General features: G+C 55.5%; 22 protein-coding genes. 8 read left to right on the top strand and 14 right to left on the bottom strand.

The genetic code is table 11. The annotated features are described in order from the left end of the window. Positions 1 to 162 precede the first annotated feature (162 nt). Entirely contained in the window at positions 163 to 531 is a 369-nt protein-coding gene (locus tag AC2FLO_RS10835) for a group I truncated hemoglobin (protein WP_209596705.1), read from the top strand. Next, entirely contained in the window at positions 528 to 1,586 is a 1,059-nt protein-coding gene (locus tag AC2FLO_RS10840) for an adenylate/guanylate cyclase domain-containing protein (protein WP_480583946.1), read from the top strand. Before AC2FLO_RS10835 ends, AC2FLO_RS10840 begins: the two co-directional genes overlap by 4 nt. 6 nt (positions 1,587 to 1,592) lie before the next feature. On the opposite strand, the gene AC2FLO_RS10845 is transcribed toward AC2FLO_RS10840, so the two are convergent. From AC2FLO_RS10845 to guaA, 9 genes are all read right to left on the bottom strand, one after another. Beyond that, positions 1,593 to 2,207, bottom strand: coding sequence for a TetR/AcrR family transcriptional regulator (locus tag AC2FLO_RS10845; RefSeq protein WP_209504101.1), 615 nt, complete (start codon positions 2,205 to 2,207; stop codon positions 1,593 to 1,595). A gap of 113 nt (positions 2,208 to 2,320) precedes the next feature. Continuing rightward, positions 2,321 to 3,190 (bottom strand): polyphosphate kinase 2, encoded by an 870-nt coding sequence (ppk2, locus tag AC2FLO_RS10850; RefSeq protein WP_480583952.1) that lies wholly within the window; start codon positions 3,188 to 3,190, stop codon positions 2,321 to 2,323. Positions 3,191 to 3,239: 49 nt separating this feature from the next. After that, positions 3,240 to 4,193 (bottom strand): alpha/beta fold hydrolase, encoded by a 954-nt coding sequence (locus AC2FLO_RS10855; RefSeq protein WP_496752823.1) that lies wholly within the window; start codon positions 4,191 to 4,193, stop codon positions 3,240 to 3,242. Further along, positions 4,183 to 5,100: a homoserine O-acetyltransferase MetA gene (metA, locus tag AC2FLO_RS10860; protein WP_480583957.1), complete on the bottom strand. Its 918-nt coding sequence runs from the start codon at positions 5,098 to 5,100 to the stop codon at positions 4,183 to 4,185. Before metA ends, AC2FLO_RS10855 begins: the two co-directional genes overlap by 11 nt. A 36-nt stretch (positions 5,101 to 5,136) precedes the next feature. After that, entirely contained in the window at positions 5,137 to 6,009 is an 873-nt protein-coding gene (locus tag AC2FLO_RS10865) for an ATPase (protein ID WP_480583960.1), read from the bottom strand. Positions 6,010 to 6,055: 46 nt separating this feature from the next. Further along, the gene (locus AC2FLO_RS10870; protein WP_496752822.1) at positions 6,056 to 6,952 is read right to left on the bottom strand and encodes a DMT family transporter; all 897 of its coding nucleotides are present in this window, start codon (positions 6,950 to 6,952) and stop codon (positions 6,056 to 6,058) included. 99 nt (positions 6,953 to 7,051) lie between these two features. Then, positions 7,052 to 8,215, bottom strand: a complete 1,164-nt coding sequence (locus AC2FLO_RS10875; RefSeq protein WP_496752821.1) for an OmpP1/FadL family transporter — start codon at positions 8,213 to 8,215, stop codon at positions 7,052 to 7,054. 156 nt (positions 8,216 to 8,371) lie between these two features. Then, positions 8,372 to 9,244, bottom strand: coding sequence for a DMT family transporter (locus tag AC2FLO_RS10880; protein WP_496752820.1), 873 nt, complete (start codon positions 9,242 to 9,244; stop codon positions 8,372 to 8,374). A 211-nt stretch (positions 9,245 to 9,455) separates the two neighbouring features. After that, positions 9,456 to 11,015: a glutamine-hydrolyzing GMP synthase gene (gene guaA / locus AC2FLO_RS10885; protein ID WP_267366260.1), complete on the bottom strand. Its 1,560-nt coding sequence runs from the start codon at positions 11,013 to 11,015 to the stop codon at positions 9,456 to 9,458. Between the two features lie 306 nt (positions 11,016 to 11,321). Between guaA and AC2FLO_RS10890 the strand changes: the two genes are divergently transcribed. Beyond that, positions 11,322 to 12,866 (top strand): trimethylamine methyltransferase family protein, encoded by a 1,545-nt coding sequence (locus AC2FLO_RS10890; protein WP_496752819.1) that lies wholly within the window; start codon positions 11,322 to 11,324, stop codon positions 12,864 to 12,866. On the opposite strand, the gene AC2FLO_RS10895 is transcribed toward AC2FLO_RS10890, so the two are convergent. Next, positions 12,867 to 13,166 (bottom strand): DUF6477 family protein, encoded by a 300-nt coding sequence (locus tag AC2FLO_RS10895; RefSeq protein WP_480583969.1) that lies wholly within the window; start codon positions 13,164 to 13,166, stop codon positions 12,867 to 12,869. A gap of 241 nt (positions 13,167 to 13,407) precedes the next feature. Here AC2FLO_RS10895 and AC2FLO_RS10900 point away from each other — a divergent pair, with 241 nt between their 5' ends. Continuing rightward, a complete protein-coding gene (locus AC2FLO_RS10900) occupies positions 13,408 to 14,490 on the top strand; it encodes a DUF6456 domain-containing protein (protein WP_496752818.1) in 1,083 nt (360 codons plus the stop codon). Between the two features lie 50 nt (positions 14,491 to 14,540). Here AC2FLO_RS10900 and AC2FLO_RS10905 read toward each other — a convergent pair whose 3' ends face one another. Next, a complete protein-coding gene (locus AC2FLO_RS10905) occupies positions 14,541 to 15,089 on the bottom strand; it encodes a peroxiredoxin (RefSeq protein WP_496752817.1) in 549 nt (182 codons plus the stop codon). A 260-nt stretch (positions 15,090 to 15,349) separates the two neighbouring features. Here AC2FLO_RS10905 and lipA point away from each other — a divergent pair, with 260 nt between their 5' ends. Both lipA and AC2FLO_RS10915 read left to right on the top strand, forming a co-directional pair. Then, a complete protein-coding gene (gene lipA, locus AC2FLO_RS10910) occupies positions 15,350 to 16,300 on the top strand; it encodes a lipoyl synthase (protein WP_496752816.1) in 951 nt (316 codons plus the stop codon). Continuing rightward, positions 16,297 to 17,448: an amidohydrolase gene (locus AC2FLO_RS10915; RefSeq protein WP_496752815.1), complete on the top strand. Its 1,152-nt coding sequence runs from the start codon at positions 16,297 to 16,299 to the stop codon at positions 17,446 to 17,448. The genes lipA and AC2FLO_RS10915 overlap by 4 nt, the downstream gene beginning before the upstream one ends. Before the next feature lie 11 nt (positions 17,449 to 17,459). On the opposite strand, the gene AC2FLO_RS10920 is transcribed toward AC2FLO_RS10915, so the two are convergent. Continuing rightward, the gene (locus AC2FLO_RS10920) at positions 17,460 to 17,819 is read right to left on the bottom strand and encodes a hypothetical protein (protein ID WP_496811676.1); all 360 of its coding nucleotides are present in this window, start codon (positions 17,817 to 17,819) and stop codon (positions 17,460 to 17,462) included. A gap of 117 nt (positions 17,820 to 17,936) precedes the next feature. Next, a complete protein-coding gene (gene hpt, locus AC2FLO_RS10925; protein WP_267365856.1) occupies positions 17,937 to 18,479 on the bottom strand; it encodes a hypoxanthine phosphoribosyltransferase in 543 nt (180 codons plus the stop codon). A gap of 72 nt (positions 18,480 to 18,551) precedes the next feature. Between hpt and AC2FLO_RS10930 the strand changes: the two genes are divergently transcribed. Together AC2FLO_RS10930 and AC2FLO_RS10935 are read left to right on the top strand one after the other, a co-directional pair. Next, positions 18,552 to 18,998, top strand: a complete 447-nt coding sequence (locus tag AC2FLO_RS10930) for a type II toxin-antitoxin system RatA family toxin (protein ID WP_496752814.1) — start codon at positions 18,552 to 18,554, stop codon at positions 18,996 to 18,998. Positions 18,999 to 19,035: 37 nt separating this feature from the next. Beyond that, positions 19,036 to 20,328 carry an MmgE/PrpD family protein gene (locus tag AC2FLO_RS10935; protein ID WP_496752813.1) on the top strand — a complete coding sequence of 431 codons (1,293 nt, stop codon included), beginning with the start codon at positions 19,036 to 19,038 and terminating at the stop codon, positions 20,326 to 20,328. Here AC2FLO_RS10935 and pyrC read toward each other — a convergent pair. Then, positions 20,325 to 21,362, bottom strand: a complete 1,038-nt coding sequence (gene pyrC, locus AC2FLO_RS10940; RefSeq protein ID WP_267365858.1) for a dihydroorotase — start codon at positions 21,360 to 21,362, stop codon at positions 20,325 to 20,327. The two genes, AC2FLO_RS10935 and pyrC, sit on opposite strands and share 4 nt — an antisense overlap. Positions 21,363 to 21,493: the final 131 nt, after the last annotated feature.

The raw sequence follows: 21,493 nt of genomic DNA on the forward strand, positions 1-21,493 counted from the left end.
GGGTCTTCGAAAGCGCAGGATTTTAAATCCCGGACACTTTTGCTTGTCCTAAAATGAACGCGCGTTAAGCCGGAAAACGAAAAAAATACCATAAACATTAACAAAAATGTCCATTTGATATAGAATTACAGTGTTTTTGTTCGGTAACTCTTGGGTTTTCGTGTGGCGCAAACGCTTTATGATAAATACGGTGGCTTCAAAACGATCAGCCGTGTCGTGATGACCTTCTATGAAATGGCGTTGGATTCGGATGACATCGGCCATTATTTTGAAGATATAGATATGCCGCGGCTGATTGATCATCAGACGAAGTTTGTATCGTCCCTGATCGGCGGACCGGCGTCATTCAGTGATGACAGGATCGAAGCCGTACACAGGCATCTGAGTATCTCACATGACGAATTTGATGTGATGGCTGAGCTGTTTGGCGAAGCGCTGAGCGTGCATGGTATGTCCGATCAGGATATCAAAACCGCGCTGGCCGCAATTGAAGGGAAGCGTTCAATTATCGTCGCCCGAAACGCGGCATGAGCATTCATGCAATAAACGAACAGCTGTTACGCGCCATCGGTGTCGGCATTGCCGTGGTGCGCGCCTCGGATCTTCAGTTCGTTTTTCATAACGGACCTTTCGCAGAGTGGTTTGGAACTCCCGAGAACGGCAGTACTCTTACGGACATTCTGCCGGCCCTTGATCCCAAAGAATTGGAAGACGTCAAGCAATCGGGCTTGAGATATTCGGTTGAATTGCAAATCAAGCCGAAGCGGCGGACCTTGATCTTTGCAGTCGCAGTTTCGTTGGCCAAAGGGCTGTCCGAGCAGGTTCTGATTGTCGAATGCCAGAACATCACGCGCATTCGCGAGCTGGAAAGCATGATTGACAGCTATTCCACCATGGTCGAACGCAACACGCGAGAACTGGAGCGCGAGAAAGAACGGGTTGAACGGCTGCTTTTGAACCTGATGCCACGGGCCGTTTATGAAGAGTTCAAAACCTTCGGTGTTGTCACTCCGCAGCTCTACAAGCAGGTATCTGTTGTTATGCTGGACTTTGTGGGTTTCACGGATTTTGCAGCCAAGACCGACCCGACAGTGACCCTGAGTGAGTTGAACGACATTTTCACAGCGTTTGACAGGATCGTTGAGCAATTCGGGTGTGAAAGGATCAAAACAATTGGTGACGCATATCTTGCGGTCTCAGGCATGCCTGACCCGACACCCGATCACGCGACTGCAGTGGCCCATTGCGCGGTACGTTTCCTGCGTTATCTCGAACGCCGGAACGAAAGCCACCCGCACAAATGGCAGGCCCGGATCGGTTTGGGCATGGGGGCCGCGGTCGGGTCTGTCGTGGGTATTCAGAAATACGTCTACGACGTTTTCGGTCCGGCGGTAAATATCGCGTCCCGACTGCAAATTTTTGCCAATCCTATGAAAATCGTTGCGCCGGAAGAGATGAAATACGCCCTGATTGACGAATTTCAGGTCTCGGACTTGGGACGTGTTGACATAAAGGGAATGGGCGAGATGAATCTGATCAACGTAACGTCCGGGCTGAGCTTACCGCAAAGCAGCAGAACTTTTTGACAGGTGTCAATCGTCCTGCGGGATCAGGCCCAGCCCTCGCAGGTAGATTCCAATGCCGCTTTCCAGCAGGTCTTCCGGGGGGAAGGGAGACGTCGCGCCGGTATTGCGCGCGTATAATTCAACCACACCATGGCTCATCGCCCAGATATGTGCGCTGAACATCGACGCGGGCGGGCGCTTTTCTGGTGGAATATGTTGCGACAGGTCGTCGGCGGCTTTTTCAAGAACCGATTTGGCCCGATTGGCGGCCATTGATAGTTCGGGGGTGCGATTCAACGATATTCCACTTTCGAACATGGCGATGTAATGGCCGGGGTTCTTCCGCGCAAAAGCCAGATAGGCCCGCCCGGTTGCCTCGAAGGCCGCCAGGGCAGAGGGTTGGCCCTTGTCATAAGCGTATTGCATAAGGTCCGCGAACATCTCGAATCCCTGCCGTGCAGCTTCGGCGATAAGGTCTTCGCGCCCTTCAAAGTGGCGATAGACTGCGGCGGGTGTTACGCCAGCGGTTTTGGCGGCTTCAGATAACGTAAAACCTGTCGGCCCCTTTTCTTCGATCAGGGACAAGGCTGCCTCGATCAGGGCTTGCTTTAGGTTTCCGTGATGATAACCGCGTTTCGACATCCCGGCCTCAGGTTCTTTGATTAGGTATTGGAAGACAAGGGGATAGACCAAATACACACGGTCGTCCAACGCTTGCCCTTGAAATCCTTGGCCGGGCAGGGTGAAAACGCAACCTAGGCTTCCCAGACATCCGGACCACCGCAGATCAGGGGATCAATGTCGCCAATGCTTTTTGCGTCCTTCTCATCATAGTCCAGCGTGTGCAGAACCGTTTGAATTGCTGCAAGACGGGCGCGTTTCTTGTCGTCCGACCGGACAATTGTCCAAGGAGATACGTCTGAATGTGACCGGGTCAGAGTTTCTGAAATCGATTGTGTGTATTCGTCCCACTTGTCCAACCCAGCCACGTCAATCGGGCTGAGTTTCCATTGCTTTAACGGGTCGGTTTCACGGGCCAGAAAGCGATTCAGCTGCTCAGCCCGCCCGACATTGAGCCAGTACTTGAAGAGTTTGATGCCATCGTTGACCAAACCCGTTTCAAGCGGCAGAACCTGACGAAAGAACCGCTCGCGCTCTTCCTGGGTGCAGAAACCAAAGACGTTCTCGACCACGCCGCGATTGTACCAACTGCGGTCAAAGAACACGATCTCGCCAGCGGCAGGCAGGTGAGGGATGTAGCGCTGGAAGTACCATTGACTGCGTTCAGTTTCTGAGGGTTTGCTGAGCGCCACATTGCGCGCGCCGCGTGGGTTCAGGTTTTCGCGAAACCGTTTGATCGTTCCGCCCTTACCGGCGGCATCGCGGCCTTCGAAGATGATGGCGATCCGTTGCGCCGTGTCCTTGACCCAAGACTGCATTTTGACCAACTCGATCTGGAGCAGTTCCATCTGCTCATCATAGTCCTTGGTCTTCATCTTCTCGCTATACGGGTAGGTCGGGTTCAGGATTTCGCCTTTCTTCGAATTCTCTATCTCATCCCGCACAGCTTTGGGCGCGCTTTCCTGAAAATACTTCTCGATAGAACCTTTTTCGGTCCGGGCCATATGTCACCTCGCGATAAAACCCATATCCGACTATGGATTAGAGCTTGGATTAACGCAAACCTGCACGCCTCGCTGCACGATCAATTGCGGCGGCAACCTCGGGCGCTGCGACAACCTGCGGCATGTGACCGATCCCCGGTAACGCGACTAGTTCGGCCTGCGGGATTTGCTGGATCAGACGTTGGGAATGCCACTCGAGGCCGACAGTGTCGTCGGCGGTGCCGTGAACGATTTCGGTTGGCACTGAAATCTCACCGTATTTTGGCTGCAATTGGGTTATCTCATCCAATAGATTGGCCCGTTGCTTGGCATTTGCATGCATGGAACTGCGCCGGATGGTCAGGCCGGGTCCGAAATGCTGGGCATATCCAGCGGGGGCCGATTGGGGCGCAAATACAGTGTCCAATGTCCGTGTCACGTACCAATCGGGCACGAAGGAAGAGATCAGGGGCAGGGCGAGCGCGTTGCCGAGCGTGGTAGACGCCAATTGGTTAAACCCATCCAGCGGCGTTTCCCACGGAATGGCAGCAGGTGCGATCAAAACAAGCGCCGAGAGATCCTCGGGCCTTGTGACCGCCCATGCAAGTGCCACTGAACCACCATAGCTTTGGCCCGCAACGACAGGCTTTTCCGCCCCAAGTTGGGCAGCAGCTTTTTGCAGGATATCCGCTTGTTCCGTGATCGTTTCACCGTCTGGGTTGAAACTTTCTGAAAACCCCAGGCCGGGCCGGTCAAAAACGATGACGCGGTAGTTTTCCGCCAGAGTGGGTGCCAGCGCAAAGGTCATGTCGCGGGTGTTGCCGCTTGAGCCGTGAAGGAGGACCACATCTGGCCCTTTCCCCATGACAACCGCATGAACGGCGATCCCGTCGACATCAAGAATCTGGCCTTCGGGTGGGAAAGCCGCTTCTGCCTGTGCTTCATTTCGGGCGCTGCGCCACGCAGTCACAGCGGCAAGGCCCAGAACGATGAGGCCAAAGGATATCAATGTTTTAGCGGCCAATTTCGCTCATATCAAAAGGCGTCGTCTGATAGATTTCGTTTATCCAGTTCCCGTAAAGAAGATGCGCGTGGCTGCGCCAACGGTTTTGAGGTGTCTTGGATGGGTCATCATCCGGATAGTAGTTGATCGGCACGTTGATGGGCGTGTCATTGGCGACGTCGCGGTCGTACTCCTGTTTCAGCGTGTCGCTGTCGTATTCAAAATGGTTGAAGATATACAGCGCGCGATGGCTGGTATCTTCGACCAGACAAGGGCCCACATCATCGCTGCCAAGCAGGGTGGTCAAACCCTGCGCGGCGTCGATCTCATCTTGTTTCATTTCCGTCCAGCGGCTGACCGGGATAACGCAATCGTCAGAGAACCCACGTAAGAAAGGTGATGCAGGGTTCAGATTGCGGTGACGGAAACAGCCAAAGGCCTTGGCATCCAGCATGTGTTTTCGGACACCATGAAAATGGTTGATCATCGCCATCCCGCCCCAGCAAACGCCAAAGGTTGAATGAACGTTTGTCTGGGTCCAGTCGAAGACTTCGCTGATTTCATCCCAATAGGTGACGTCACCGAATTCCAGATGCTCGATCGGCGCACCAGTGATGATCAGGCCGTCGAATTTCTGGTCCTTAACCTCCTGAAAAGGCAGGTAGAACTCTGACATATGCTCGGCGGCGGTGGTTTTTGTCTGGTGTTCCGTCATACGGATCAAAGACAGTTCGATCTGCAACGGAGTTGCGCCGATCAGACGTGCGAACTGGTTTTCCGTCTGGATCTTCTTCGGCATCAGATTCAGCAGCCCAATGCGCAGGGGGCGAATATCCTGACGCATTGCCTGATCCTCGGACATGACCATAACGCCCTCTTTGTTCAGGACGTCGAAAGCGGGCAGATCTGAGGGGATTTTGATGGGCATGTGTCTGACTTCGAAGAGATTAGGGAAAACTGGTAGTTAGGCGTTATTGCGACTGGCCTCAAGGGTGCGTTCGATCAACTCGTCGAAATCAGCCGCATCGCGGATCTTGCCGATGTCGTTGGCATCAATCGTCACGCCCCAGTTCTTTGCCATCGCCTCGTACCGGGGCTGACGATGGGCCAGGGCTTGCGCATAGGTCCAGCGGACAAAATCATCGGGGTTGACCTCGGTCTCGGCACAGCCGTGTTGATCCAGATACTCTGTCCAGGAACGGGTCAGGAAATCGGCCTGATAGGACATGGGTTTCGGGGATTTGTCGAAACGGCGCACAAGATCGACCGTGTGACCCTCGTCACCCTTTAGCCAGATCATGAGGGTATGCCGTGCGAGTTCGGACAAAACCTGATCTCTTGGGTCTTCGGGGTCTACCCATTCGCAGATCGACCCACCCGTATCACAGATAAAATGGGGATATTTATATAAACGCTCGGCGCGGTCGATGAAGTATTCGGTGTCCAGCAGCGCATGAATTTCGGCCAAGCGAAACTGTTCCTGCCTGCGGCGGTATTCCGGCATGTCCAAGCCGCCCAGATCGGGGTTTCCCGGCTTGCCCAGATAAGCAGCAACAGGTGTCAGATTGGCGAATGAAATATTCGAACCGATATAGATCGAATCCGACAACAGCAGTTCACGCAAGAACGGAACTTTCATGGCCTCGGCCTTGGCATTGTCGGTGATGTACTCGCCCATATAGCGCGTTCCGATCCGGTAATCGATCGAGTAGTGGAACCAGTTCCCGGAATCTCTGAGGATGTTGGATACGTAGGTCTTGCCTAATCCTGACATGCCAAAGAACAGCACTTTCTTGCGGCTTGCGGTGCGCCAGTCATTGGCTGAGGTGTAGATCATTTTGCGCTGTCCTTTTTGCCCTAGCTAAATCGGGCAGCGCACGGCGTCAATTGGGCCGGGACGAACGATTCAGAACCAAAAGGCCAATCGCCAGAACGGCAAAGCCCAGAAAGGCGTTTGGGGACAGGGACTCTTCGCGCAGCAATGCGCCCAGAACAATAGCGACCGGGGGTATGACAAGCGTCACCAGCATAAGATTACCACTGCCGGCCATTGCCAAAACCCGATAGTAAAGCAGATATGCGCCGGCCGTTGCGACGATCGCATAGTACCCGATGGCCGCCCAGGTTATTGCGGGTAGCGCCAAGCTGGGTACTCCATCAACTGCAAGTGTTATTGGCAATACCAGCACTGTCGAAGCCGTCAGCATACCGGCGGCGGCAATCACCGGGGAAAGGTGCGATAACGTTTGCCTCGCCCAACCTGCGGCACATGCGTAGGAAACTGTTCCTGCCAACACTGCAAGCTGAGCGGTGCTTTGCAGTCTGAAACTCAAGAAATTCTGGACTCCGATCGCGATTGAGACACCAAGAAAGCCCAAGCAGACACCCAGTAGCCGGGTTTTTGTCAATCGTTCGTCGCGAAAAAACAGTGCTGCTATCAGAACGCCGAAGACCGCAGTCGCCGCGTTCAGGATCGCCGTCAGACCCGTGTCAATGTAAAGCTGCCCCCAAGCCATCAGGCTGAAGGGGATGACGTTGTTCAACAGCCCCATGGCCAGAAAAGCGCCCCAGATACGGGGCGAGTGCGGCACCTTGATCCCCTTGATCCAAGTCACCAGCCATAAGACCAGCATGGCCCAGAATGTGCGGTGCAAAACCGACGTCATCACGGGAAGTGTGTCCAGAGCGACCCGGATGGAAACAAAGGAGGCGCCCCAGATCAGTCCAAGCAACAAAAGCTCGGTCCACCCGCGGAGAGAGAGTTGTTTTTGTTCGTTCATGCGGGCACTGTTTCATTGAAGTTAACCAACGGTGACCCGGTTCATGCGAAAAAGCCCCGCAGAAACAGCGGGGCTTTGTGGGAACATATGATACTCAGATCAGTTCAGAGCGTATGTGATCTGGAAACCAACGCTCCAGGCGCTGTTGCCTGTGAACGTGCCACGTGCCGCTGGACCAGCGCCATTCGCGGTGGCATCTCCGATATCCGTGTAACGCACACCACCGGAAATTTTGGCATTCTCAAGAGAATAGGTGCCACCCAGACCGATGCTCCAGAACCCATCTGTCGGGCCGAGGTTCGACACCGGCGTACCTTGGGAAGATTCGTAGCCAAGTGTCACAGCACCAGAGAACTCTTCCGAGAACTGATAGCCCAAACCCAGCGAGTAGGTGAACGTGGCTTCGTCATAGTCAACCAGGTTGCTGGTCGCCGGATAGTTTGGCGGGTTATACACAAGCTGTGGCCAGTCGACCCAACGGATCGAGCCGAACAACAATGTCTTGGGCGCCACACCAGTCTGGAAATCCAAGTTGATTGACTGGGGCGTTTCAATCTCACTTGTTGTGTTGAACGTTGCAACAGTCCCCGGCGGAATTGGTGGGATAGGAGGCGGATTGAGCGATTCTGTCTGCGAAAGGTCGTGGCTGATCTTGGAGTTGTAAGTCAGCGATACACGTGCGGCGATTTCGGGTTTTTCCCACGCGACGCCAACGACATACCCAAATGCGGTATCAGCGCTGGTATCCACCTGATAGCCTGCGGTAATAGGAACAGTTATCGAAGCCTCGACGCGTTGCGCGCGAATACCGCCGATGGCACTGAATCCGCCATCGAATTTGTAGCGCAGCAGCGCAGTGATGGCATCTGTATCCGCTGTCGCCCTCAGGCTGTCGGTCCGACCGCCGGGAATTGGGTTGAAAGACAGGGGATACGTGCTCGCGTACTGAATATCGGCACCGTAGGGTTGATCATAGATCAGCGCGAAATCAAGCTTTTCCGTAAGCGCCGTTTTGTACCCCAAGTGTGGCGTAAAAAAATCGTTTGCAACTTCGCCGGAAGCAACGGGTTGGCCGCCGTTTGTACCAAAAATGTCTGGCATCGTGCCGGTCACGCTTGGGTCGGTGTACCCCAACCGAAACTGAACTGCAGAGCCTTCTTCAAAGATCAGGTTGATACCCTGACCGCTGCGGTCTAGGCCGCCTGCAAAACCAGCCGTTGCTCCAACGCACAAAGCGCACGTTGCGAGTAGTGTTGTTTTCATTCTGTCCTCCCGAACTTTTTCGAGTATTTGCCTGGCGAAGAATTGAGTGAGTCCAGCGCCAACTCGTGTGTAATGCGCGATACTTTCTTTTCAGTTAGTTTAAGGTCAACTGGTGACGGTGCGTTACTTGTTGCCACTACAGTTCTGAACTGTTGCTCAACTGTTACGATTTTCGGACCAGATGTTCAGGAAAATGCCTGCAAAGATGATAGCGGCGCCGATCAGCACCCAATGGTCGATGGGCTCGTGATAGAGGATCATTCCGATCACCGCGATTGTCGGAAGGCGTGCAAAATCAAAGGGAATGACGACGGTTGCCGGGGCGATAGACAGGGCATTGGTAATGCAAAAATGCGCCAACAACCCCGCCAACCCAACCAGAATCAAGTAGGGCGCGGTTTGCATTGTCGGAAGCACAATCTGACCGTCGATGCCAGCGGCTGTGGCCCCAAGGACCGCTTGCATTGCGGTCAGCCAGAAAACGATACACCCAATACTGACAAATCGCGTAAGCTTCTTGGTGGTAATCGTTGTAAACGCAAAGAAAACCGCTGATGCCGCTGCTGTTATTAAGCCGGGGCTCAGGGGGGCAGCGCCTGGGCGTGTGACGATCAGAACCCCTGAAAATCCAATTAGCGCCGCAATCAACTTGAGCGGCGTCAACCGTTCGTTCAGAAACAGCGGCGAAAGCAGGATCACCCAAAGCGGTTGAGTGAACTCCAGCGCGAAAACCTGTGCCAAAGGAGCCACTGCCACGGCGTAGAACCAGAGATTTTGCCCTGTAAAGTGTAAGGTGTTTCGTAAAGCATGCAATCCCAGCCGTTCGGCTGAAACCTGCTGCCAGTTGCGCGTTAAAGTCAGGACTGTTGCAACAACAACGAACCCCACGATGCTGCGATACATCATGATTTCAAAGGTATCATGCGCAGAACTCAGCTCACGCCCTGCAACCGCCATGGATGAGAATGAGGCGATCGCACCTGTCATCCATAGACCGGCCTTCAACACGTCTTTCTGCGCATGGCTCATTTCGGGCGTCCCTCAGGTTCGTCGCGTAGCCGCGCGGCCAAAAGACCGCAAGGCCAAGAGCTTATGATAAGCAGGCTAGGTTTGCCCGGCTATTCAAACGTCCAAGGTGCACCAGATTCAAGATCGTATAGGTGACTGCCCCGAACAAAGGCTTGAACGAGAAGGACGTTTTGCAGCTCAATCAGTTAAGTTTTACGCAGACACGCACCGGTTATTCCCACTCGATGGTGCCGGGTGGTTTCGATGTGATGTCATAGGTGCACCGGTTGATGCCCTTGACTTCATTGATGATCCGCGTTGCCGTTTCGCCCAGGAACTCATGGCTGAACGGGTAGTAGTCCGCGGTCATGCCATCGACGGATGTTACGGCCCGCAGCGCACAGGCATAGTCATAGGTGCGTCCATCACCCATGACGCCTACCGTGCGCACTGGCAAGATGGCGACAAAAGCCTGCCAGATGTCGTCATAGAGGCCGTGTTTACGGATCTGGTCGATATAGATTGCATCCGCTTCCCGCAAAATACCCAGTTTCTCACGTGTGATTTCACCGGGGCAGCGGATTGCCAGACCGGGGCCGGGGAAGGGGTGGCGTCCGATGAAGCTCTGCGGAAGGCCAAGTTCGCGGCCAAGCGCGCGAACCTCATCCTTGAACAGCTCTCGCAGGGGTTCGACCAGTTTCAGGCCCATCTTTTCAGGCAAGCCACCGACATTGTGGTGCGATTTGATGGTTACAGAAGGACCGCCCGAGAATGACACCGATTCGATTACATCCGGATAAAGCGTTCCCTGGGCCAGGAACTCGGCCCCTTCAATGGTGTCGGCGTGTTTCTGGAAGACGTCGATGAACAGCTTGCCGATGATCTTGCGTTTGGTCTCCGGGTCGCTTTGCCCTTCAAGCTCGCCAAGGAACAGTTCAGATTCGTCCGCGTGGACCAGTTGGATGTTGTAGTTGTCGCGGAACATGCCGACGACTTCTGTCGCCTCGTTCTTGCGCAACAGCCCGTGGTCGACGAAGACGCAGGTCAACTGGTCTCCAATCGCCTCGTGGATCAAGATTGCCGCGACCGAGCTGTCAACGCCGCCCGACAAACCGCAGATGACCTTCTTGTCGCCAACCTGCTCGCGGATCTTGCGGATCATCTCTTCGCGATAGGCCCCCATGGTCCAGTCGCCCTTGAAACCGGCCAGCTTGACGAAGTTCTCGTACAGCTTCGCGCCCTTGGGCGTGTGGTGCACCTCGGGGTGGAACTGCACGGCATAGAAATGGCGCGCTGGATCGGCTGTGATCGCAAAGGGCGCGTTGGGCGATGTGCCAAAGACCTGAAATCCCGGCGCGATTTCACTGACGTGGTCACCGTGGCTCATCCAGACCTGTTCATCCCCGTCGTCAAACCAGCCCTTCAGAATTTCCAGTTCGTCTTTTGGCGTGACAAAAGCCCGACCGAACTCGGCGGTGCCATGGCCACTTTCGACCTTGCCGCCAAGCTGGTGCATCATCACTTGCTGGCCATAACAGATGCCCAGAATCGGCACGCCGTAGTCAAAAATCTCTTGCGGAGCACGGGGCGACCCTTCGCGTGTCACACTGTCCGGCCCGCCCGAGAAGATCACGGCGCGCGGGGCCATTTCCCGCACGAAATCCATCGTGACATTCTGGTAGGGGTGAATTTCGCAATAGACATTCAGTTCGCGCAGGCGGCGGGCAATAAGCTGCGTAACCTGGCTGCCGAAGTCGATGATCAGAAGGCGGTCGTGGGATGTCTGGGTCATGTCAGCGCCTTAGGGCAAGCCTGCACATTTCGCAAGAGCGAGGTCCGATTCCGGCGCGGGATTAGATGAAGATCGCCACACAGGCCTTCGGCACTCGCGTTTCCCGCCGTTCGTGATCCGAAGTAGACAGGTGCGGTAACAATTGGGCCGCACTTTCCAAAATCCGATTATCCCCAATGGCAGCTCGTTGGCGGGATTGCAGAACGGCAATGTCGCTTTTTCCCCCAACGTGCCGCAATCCCTATGCTTGCGTTCCGGCAAACCTGTATCAAACGCTCAATCTAACCAACAACACGGGATCTTCTCATGACCGAGGCAAACACCCGGCGCAGGGCGAGAGGTGGCGGTGGCGCTGCCCGCCGTGCCGAGCGGACTGCAGTTCGTATCGAGACCGCGAAATACATCGAACGCAACATTCCGAACTTCGAAATCCTCAATGAAGAGGCACTGGAGATCATCGAAAACAATGCGGAAACCGTGTTGGAAGAGATCGGTGTTAACTTTGTTGATAATCCGGCTGCTCTGGAACGTTGGCGCGACGCCGGTGCGGATATCGACGGTGAACGCGTGCGCATTCCGCGTGGCCTGGCTCGCGAGCTGATCAAAACAGCGCCCAGCGAGTTTACCCAACATGCCCGCAACCCCGAGAAATCGGTCGTAATCGGTGGCCGAAACATGGTCCTGGCCCCGGTTTACGGCCCTCCTTTCGTGCGCGATGCACAGGGCGGTCGTCGTTACGCGACGATGGACGACTTCAACAAGTTCGTGAAACTCGCCTATATGTCCAAGTGGTTGCACCATTCGGGCGGCACGGTGTGTGAACCGACCGACATTCCGGTGAACAAGCGCCATCTGGACATGTTGAAGGCGCACATGACGCTGTCGGACAAGCCTTTCATGGGTTCTGTGACCGATCCCAGCCGGGCTCAGGATTCGATTGAGATGTGTGAAATCTTGTTCGGCAAGGAGTTCGTTCAGCAAAACACGGTGATGACTTCGCTGACCAACATCAACTCGCCGATGACATTCGACGATGTGATGATGGGCTCGCTGGAAGTCTATGCACGTAACAATCAGGCCTGCATCATCTCGCCCTTTATTGTGGGCGGCGCGATGGCGCCGGTCTCGGTGGCCGGTACTTTGACACAGGTTCTGGCCGAGGTTCTTGCCGGTGTGGCGTACAGCCAGATCGTCCGTCCCGGTGCACCCGCGATCTTTGGTGCATTCGTGACTTCGATCGACATGAATTCAGGTGCGCCGACTTTCGGAACACCAGAAGCTGCGCATATCACCTATGGCGCGGGTCAACTGGCGCGGCGTCTGAACTTGCCCTATCGGTCCGCAGGATCGTTCTGTGGCTCGAAACTTCCGGATGCGCAGGCGGCTTATGAAACAGCGAACTCGCTGAATATGGGACTATTGGCTGGCGTGAACTTCATGTTGCATGCCTGCGGCTGGCTGGAAGGTGGTCTAGTGGCCGACTTCGAGAAATTCGTTATGGATGCCGACCAGTTGGGTGTTTTGCATTCGCTGGCCAAGGGCGTGGCCTATGATGAAAACGCGCAGGCCATGGATGCGATCCGGGAAGTTGGCCCGGGCGGGCATTACCTAGGATGTGCCCACACGCAGGCGAACTTCAAGGAATCGTTCTGGAAGTCCGATCTGCTGGACTACAAGCCATATGAAACCTGGCAGGAAGAAGGCGCACGTGATACGCGGGCTCTGGCCTCTGCGCGGGTTGAAAACCTGCTGGCTAATTACCAGCAACCGCATATGGAACCGGATACAGCCGCAGCGTTGGAAGCCTATATCGCCGAGAAAAAGGCCTCCATGCCGGATGCGTTCTCCTGATTAATGAAGGACCGAGGCGCGGCTGGCCTGATACAGCCGCGCCTCACCCAACAGCGCGATAAGAATGTCGAGATGCCGGACCAGAGAGTATGCGGCATCATCTTCTTTGCGCAGTTCATTTACCTCTTTTTCCATCTCCATCAGTCGCAGCAGGGCCTGACCTGAACCCGGCAATGACCCGTATCCCAGAATACGTTGCAGATGCCTGTCCCGGTTGTACTCTCTCGCTCCGAAATTGGCGGCTCTTGCCAACGTGCGTGGGCGATGAAGCGTTGAGATCATTGTCATCAGGTCCTGCATCTTATGTGTCCTGTGTCTGAGGGTTTACGGGACCACTTAATGCACAACCTAAGCGGGTGTTGCCTGCGTGACAGCCTCTCCGAACGATGGTTTCACGACTGTTTATCTTTTTGAATCAAATCTGGTTCGTGCCTTGTGAGGTTAACGAACGAGTAACGAATGGACTTCTAGTTAGATTTGGTTAACCCGCAATCCGAGGGCGAAAAGTGACATCTTGTTTTGTCGACGAGGGCAAATAATCATGGAAAACAACATGGCTTTCACCATTCCGGCATGGGTTCCAGAGGGGGCGCAAAGATACCTTGCTCATACCGAAACCGGACGCTCGATCCGCGATATTGCGAGATCGGCAGGCTGCCATGCGTCAACCATCCTCCGGCAAATCCGGCGTATCGAGATGCGCCGGGACGACCCATTGGTGGATGCTGCTTTGCAATCGCTGGCAGAAACACATTTTTCCATGTCCGACGACGCAGGCGACGCGGTCGTGGTCGCGGATGAAGCTGCCCAGGAAGAAGCGTTCGAAAGAGAAGCATTGCGCATTTTGCGCCGCCTGAGTGAAACCGGTTCGGTTCTTGCCGTGGCTGAAGAAATGGACAAAGCGGTAGTCGTTCGCGACACCGGCAACGCCGGAGCGACCAGAACCGCGGTCGTCGATTGCGAGATCGCTCAGGCTCTGGCCTTAAAGGACTGGATTTCCTGCGATAACCCCGGTCGTATTTCACGGTATCGGATTTCTGCAGCTGGCCGAACGGCCCTGAGCCACCTGATTGCGAAAGCGGAAAACAAGGCGCGGGTGGGGACCGAATTTGGATTTGCCGAAGCCCAGTCGTTGTTTCAGTCTAAGACGTCGGCCGGGGCGGCTGACCGGATCAAGCGCATTCGCTATAGCGCCACGGAAAGCCCGTTGGTTGCCCTTGCACGCAGGCGTGACCGCGATGGCAAGCCTTTTCTGGATGAATCGCTTGTCAGCGCCGGAGAGCGTTTGCGCGAAGATTTCGAATTGGCGCAGATTGGCCCACAGGTTTCACAGAACTGGGACCGGTTTCTAACGGCTGGTGGCCGTGGCTGTTATGACAGTGAAAGCCACGGAGGAAAGGGGTCATCCGATGCGCGGGACCGCGTGGCGCGGGCCTTGTCTGATCTTGGCCCCGGGTTAAGTGACGTTGCCCTGCGGTGTTGTTGCTATCTCGAAGGGTTGGAACTGGCGGAAAAGCGTATGGGCTGGTCCGCACGATCCGGCAAGATTGTTCTGCGGATTGCGTTACAGCGTCTGAAACGCCACTATCAGGATCAGGCTGAACGCGACCGCATGATTGGCTGAAGGCACAAAAAAGGCCCGTCAAAACGGGCCTTTATTCGTCTTGTTAATACTCAGGCCAGTTCGGGCTCTGCCGTTGCCTGAAGATGTTTCATCAGGTTTTCAGGCGAAGACACGCCATAGGGATCTTCTGGGCAGTTATCCATCAGGCCAGGTTCTTCGAACCAGGCTTCGACAACGCCGTCGTTTACGATGGCCGCATAGCGCCATGACCGCATGCCAAAGCCCAGATTATCCTTGTCAACCAGCATACCCATTTTGCGGGTGAACTCGCCCGATCCATCCGGAATGACCTTGACGTTGGTCAGGCCCTGATCTTGCGCCCATTTGTTCATCACAAAGCTGTCGTTGACAGACATGCAGTAGATTTCATCGACACCCCGGGCAATGAAATCGCTATACCCGTTTTCAAAGCCGGGCAGTTGATATGTCGAGCAGGTGGGCGTGAACGCGCCGGGCAACGAGAACAGGATCACGCGTTTTCCGGCAAAATAGTCAGCGGTGGTCTTGTCTTCCCAACGGAATGGGTTTGCTCCTTCGATTGAGTCATCACGGACACGGGTGTGAAAGGTCACGTTGGGCAGAATTGCGCCGGATTTCATGGTCAAGCTCCTGTGATTCACTGGTGATTTTGTTGTGACTTAAAACAGTTCTAAACTACCTTCAATCGACGAAACGCCGCATTTTGAACTAATAACCTCTTCTCATTAGCATTGAAAACATGTGGTAAAACGGGAATTTTCAATCGCGCTCCTGCTTATGCACGACGGTGTTGCATAGCGGCTATGCGCCGCTGGTGTAACACTGCGCATCTGTCTATGTTATGAGCGACAGGATTGACCCAAAGTCAGGAAAATTGCCCGTGCGAGATCTGAAGATCCCCGAACAGCGCCACCCGGAAAAAGCGCACCGCCTGGATAATGCGCAGCCCAAGAAACCGAACTGGATCAGGGTCAAGGCACCCGGCGGCAAAGGTTATGCAGATACGCGCCGGATCATGCGCGACAACAATCTGGTCACCGTCTGCGAAGAGGCAGGATGCCCCAATGTCGGCGAATGCTGGAGCCAGGGTCACGCCACCATGATGATCATGGGCGAGATTTGTACCCGTGGCTGCACATTCTGCAATATCGCTACCGGTCGCCCAGACGACCTTGACGCCTTTGAACCCGGCCGGGTGGCACATGCAGTCGAAAAACTTGGCCTGAACCATGTGGTTATCACCTCTGTCGACCGGGATGATCTGAGCGATGGAGGAGCCGAGCATTTTGCGCAGACCATCCGCGCGGTGCGGCACCGCTCTCCCAAAACCACGATCGAGATTCTGACACCCGATTTTCTGAAATGCGATGCGGATGTTCTGGAAATTGTGGTTCAGGCGAAGCCGGATGTCTTCAATCACAATCTGGAAACCGTACCGGGTTTGTACCCCGAGGTTCGCCCCGGTGCGCGGTACTTCCATTCCCTGCGTCTTTTGCAGCGGGTGAAAGAACTTGATCCGTCGATCTTTACCAAGTCTGGCATCATGGTTGGGCTTGGCGAAAACGAACAGCAGGTGCGCCAGGTCATGGATGATATGCGCGCGGCGGATATCGATTTTTTAACGATTGGCCAGTATCTGCAACCAACGCCGAAACACCACGGCGTTGATCGTTTCGTTACACCCGACGAGTTCGCGTCATACGAAAAGGCGGCATACGGCAAAGGCTTTCTGATGGTATCTGCGACACCTTTGACCCGGTCTTCTTATCACGCTGGTGACGATTTCACCCGACTGCGCGCGGCGCGTCTAGAAAAGCTACAAAAAGCGTGACACCGGATAAGATCGCGCGACTGACTCGTCTGCGCCACGAGCTGCATCAACACCCCGAACTTTCGGGACAAGAAAAGAAAACCGCGGCGCGGGTGGCTGAATTTCTGCGCGACGCTGGTGCTGACCATGTTATGACCGGAATAGGTCGGCACGGGATCGCTGCTGTTTTCGAAAGTGGCCAACCCGGTCCCACGCTGGGCATTCGCTGCGAACTGGATGGGCTGCCGATCCAGGAGTTGGCGAACCATTCCCATGTATCACAGGTCGCGGGCAAAGGGCATTTGTGCGGCCACGACGGGCATATGACAATGGTTCTGGGCGTGGCAGACGTGTTGAATCATCAACGCCCCAAGAAGGGCCGCGTCGTATTGATCTTCCAGCCAGCCGAAGAGACCGGCCATGGTGCAGTCGCTTTCCGAGCTGATCCCCAATACGCCGAGGTTGCGCCCGACCTGGTGTTGTCTTTGCACAACTTACCGGGATTGGAGTTGGGGGCGGTCGAAATTTGCAGCGGTTCTGCCAATTGTGCCTCACGCGGGATGCAGATTGTTCTGACCGGAAAGACGTCACATGCTGCCGCTCCGCAAGATGGGGTGTCACCTGCCGGTGCGCTGGCACGCCTGATGCCGGCTTTGACCGTGTTAGGGGACGGCGGGGATCTGAATGACGGCTACGCGTTGACGACCGTCACACATGCCACGTTGGGTGAGCGCACAGTCGGAGTAGCACCGGGGCGGGCCGAGCTGTGGGTGACGCTTCGCACCGTCACGGACGCGAGAATGGCGCAACTGATCAGCGACGCTGAGTCGCTGGTCCGCGAAACGGCCAAAGCCGAAGGGCTGGCGGTCGAAATCAGTTATGACGAAGTGTTTGAGGCTTGTGCCAATCACCCGGAAGCAGTTTCGATCCTATCCAAGGCCTGCACGGAGCAGGGCGTTTCTTGCAGGTTGACCGATCAGCCACAGCGTTTTTCAGAAGATTTCGGCGAGTTTGGAAAAAGCGCGAAAACCGCCATGTTCTGGTTGGGGTCGGGGAGCGACCATCCCCAGTTGCACAACCCGGACTATGACTTCCCGGATGCGCTTATTCCGATTGGGACCGGGATATTTTTGAAGGCCATCGACGCTGTGTTAGGCCGCGACTGCTAGGACCGAGGCTTTCAGTTCATCAGATCGCCAACGATTCCAACAGCTTCTATTACAGTCTTCGTATCATCCGATATCGAGATTATTTCGTCGTCGACCCGAATATACCGTTGCCCTGGCTTCAGCGGTTTGAGCTTCCAGTTGTCGAGGTCGTCAATATAATCAAAACGCAGGTCGTTCGGCAATTTCTGACCTCGGGTGTATCGTTTGATTTGACCGGGCGGAACAGCTTTGCCGTTTGACTTAATGGATTTCTCTACTTTGGTTTTGTTGGCACCTTGCCCTTTGCCCTTGTTGTCTTTTGCATAAGACGCACCTGCAAGGGACACGATCACTAAAAAGACGCCCGCTATCGCGAAAAACCGCTTCATCATCAATACTCCTGCTATTTCCTGAAAGGTAAAGCGACGAGGCGATGATTGTCCAATGATATTCTAAAAATAGAATTTTTAAACGGGTCTGAGCACGTGATCTGTAAATTGCCCGCTCAGCTATTCGTCTGTAAAGCGGACTTTGCCAATATAGGGCAGGTTGCGATTGCGTTGGGCGTAGTCAATTCCATATCCCACGACAAATTCGTCTGGAATCTCAAACCCGATCCAGTCTGATCGGAAATCCACTTCACGGCGGCTCGGCTTGTCCAGCAGGGCAATGGATTTCAGGCGCGCGGGGTTACGGCTTTGCAGCAACTTGGTGACATGGTTCAACGTATGACCGGTGTCAACGATATCCTCGACAACCAGCACGTCGCGCCCTTCAATTGCGCCACGCAAGTCTTTGAGAATACGAACTTCCCGGCTGCTCTCCATCGCGTCTCCGTAAGAAGAAGCTTCAAGGAAATCCACTTCGATCGGAAGGTCAAGTTCGCGCACAAGGTCGGCGATGAATACAAAGCTGCCGCGCAGCAGACCCACGACCACCAGCTTGTCGGTGTCTTTGAACTCTGCCGAAATGTCGCGACACAGCTCCTCGATTCGAGCAGCGATGGCCTTTGCCGAGATCATCTCATCTATCACATATGCGCGGTCAGTCATCGCAGCCCCCTTGATCTTTGGCGCGCAACATACGACATGACGCGCCATTGTCACCTGCAAATACCGGACGTCATGCCTATCCATTCGGAAACCCGCCACCTGCCTTATACTGCCCAGCAGATGTACGACTTGGTTGCCGACGTGGCCAAGTACCCGCAATTTCTGCCGTGGTGCGCTGCTGCCCGCATTCGTAAGAACTATGCGCTGGAAGAGGCTGAGGTGATGGAGGCGGATCTGGTCATCTCGTTCAAGGTTTTCCGGGAACGATTTGGCAGCAAGGTAACCCTGTTTGCGGATCAAAGGAAAATCGACACCGAATACCTGGACGGCCCCTTCAAATACATGAAATCCGACTGGCAGTTCGAGGACGCGCCTGATGGGGGCTGCAACGTCTCGTTCCATGTGGACTTCGAATTCAAGAATGCCATCCTGCAAGGGATTATCGGCGTGGTATTCAACGAAGCCATGCATCGGATCGTGCGCGCGTTCGAGGCGCGTGCGCAACAACTCTACAGCTAGGTCTTTACCCTTGTCAGGCGCACGCTAGACTACGCGCATGACGGAATTTACAGTATCATTGGCCGCTTTTGCGGCAGGCCCGGTTTCTACGTCGTCTCAGGCAAGAATCGTCACGTCGCTTTCTGTTCTTGACTGGGTCGCTGTGGGCCGGGCAGGCGTGCGCGAACCCGTCTCAGCCACGGTTCGCGACATGATACTGTCCGAGGGCGGGAATCCTCAGGCACATCTCTTTGGCGGCGACTCGGCACCGCTGCGCGGTGCGGCTTTGGTCAACGGCACGGTGTCCCACGCGCTGGATTACGATGACACGCATTTCGCCCATATCGGGCATCCTTCCGTCGCCATTTTGCCCGCAGCCCTTGCTGTGGCCGAATGGGATGACCGTATTCTAGTCGACATGCTCGAAGCCGCTTTGGTGGGTATGGAAACCTCAATCCGAATTGGCTTGTGGCTGGGACGCGGCCACTATCAGGCAGGGTTTCATCAGACGGCAACATCCGGTGCCTTCGGGGCGGCAGTTGCTGTTGGCCGTTTGCTGGGGTTTAACGCAAACCAGATGCGAATGGTTCTGGGTCTGACGGCAACGCGTGCGGCGGGGCTGAAGGCGCAGTTCGGAACCATGGGCAAGCCGTATAACGCCGGACTTGCCGCCTCGGCAGGGGTCGAGACCGCCTTGCTGGTGCAGCGCGGTTTTCAGGCCAACGCCGACGCGCTGGAAGGTCCTTTTGGGTTTGGCGCAACGCATCAAGGCGCAGCAGACCAAACTGCTCTGGATGGGTTGGGCGATGAATGGCTGTTTGAAACGGTCAGCCACAAGTTTCACGCCTGTTGCCACGGTCTTCACGCCGCGCTGGAAGCTGCGCGGGAGTTGGACATAGCAGAACCCGAGGTCGCCGAGATCCAGATAAAAACGCATCCGCGCTGGATGAGTGTGTGCAATCAGCTGTCGCCGACAACCGGACTGGGAGCCAAGTTTTCCTATCGGACAGTGATCGCGATGCAGGCGCTGGGATATGATACGGCTTTGCCTGGCAGTTTCACTGACAAGGTCTGCCTTGACCCGCGTGTTACGTCTTTGCGCGACCGCATCACGGTCGAGGCAGATGACAGCCTGTCAGAAACGCAGGCGCATCTGTCCCTGTTGCGTCGCGATGGCATTCGCCGCGAAGCAACGCATGATCTGCTGAACCCGATGTCGCTGTCTGACCGCGAGGATCGCGTGCGCGACAAAGCGACCAAGCTGATCGGCGCGGATGAGGCGGACACGATCTGGTCGATGCTGCGCACCGGGGGGCGTGCCCGCGATCTGGCCAAACGAATGGCGGGTTAAGCCACGCGCCAGTGCAACGGAAAGCCCGGGTCAAACACAGTGACCGGTCCATCGCCTGTGTCAATCTTTGAGGGATACGAAACGGGCTCACCCTTGGTCAGGGTGATCATATCCTGGTTCACCGGCAAGCGATAGAAACCTGGCCCGTTGAGCGACACAAAGCCTTCCAGCTTGTCCAATGCATCTTCCCGGTCAAACATTTCGGCGACCAAAGACATGGTGTTGGTCGCTGTGAAACAACCGGCACAGCCGCAAGCCATTTCCTTGTTGGCATCCGTGTGCGGGGCGCTGTCCGTGCCCAGAAAAAACCGCGCATCGCCCGATGTCGCGGCGGATAGCAGGGCCAGACGGTGTTCTTCGCGCTTGGCAACAGGAAGGCAATAGTAATGCGGTTTGATGCCGCCAACCAGGATATGGTTGCGGTTGATAATCAGGTGATGCGCCGTGATCGTTGCACCCAGATCAACCGCGTTGGCTTTGACATAATCCACACCATTTGACGTGGTGATATGTTCCATCACCACACGCAGGCCTGGTGTCGATCTGCGGATTGGATCAAGAACACGGTCGATGAACACGGCTTCGCGGTCAAATATGTCGATCTCGGGATCCGTCACCTCGCCATGTACGCACATGGGCAAGCCGATTTCGGCCATCTTCTCAAGCACCGGGCGCACTTTGTCGAAATCGCACACACCCGAGGCAGAGTTGGTCGTTGCCCCGGCAGGGTACAGCTTGACGGCTTTGATCAGACCGCTGGCATGGGCTGCAGCGACATCTTCGGCATCTGTATCCTCGGTCAGATACAGGGTCATCAGCGGCTCGAACGTCATACCGTCGGGCAGGGCCGCCAGAATGCGGTCTCGATAGGCAGCGGCCTGGTCGCCGCGCACAACCGGCGGCACCAGGTTCGGCATAATGATCGCACGGGCGAAATGGCGCGCGGTTTCGGGCAGGACGGCCTGTAGCATCGCGCCATCGCGCAGATGCAGGTGCCAGTCGTCGGGGCGGCGGAGCGTAAGGGTGTCGGTCATGGCCTTCCGCTAGCATAGCTGTTGCGAAAGACCAACTGCGTCCGCGCAAGCCACAAAGAAAATCTTGTCAACCGACCTGAACGTCGTAGCTCTGACCAAGGTTGAGGCCTTGACGGCCAGACGGTTGCATG

The sequence above is a fragment of the Ruegeria sp. TASC047 genome (genome assembly GCF_059612445.1).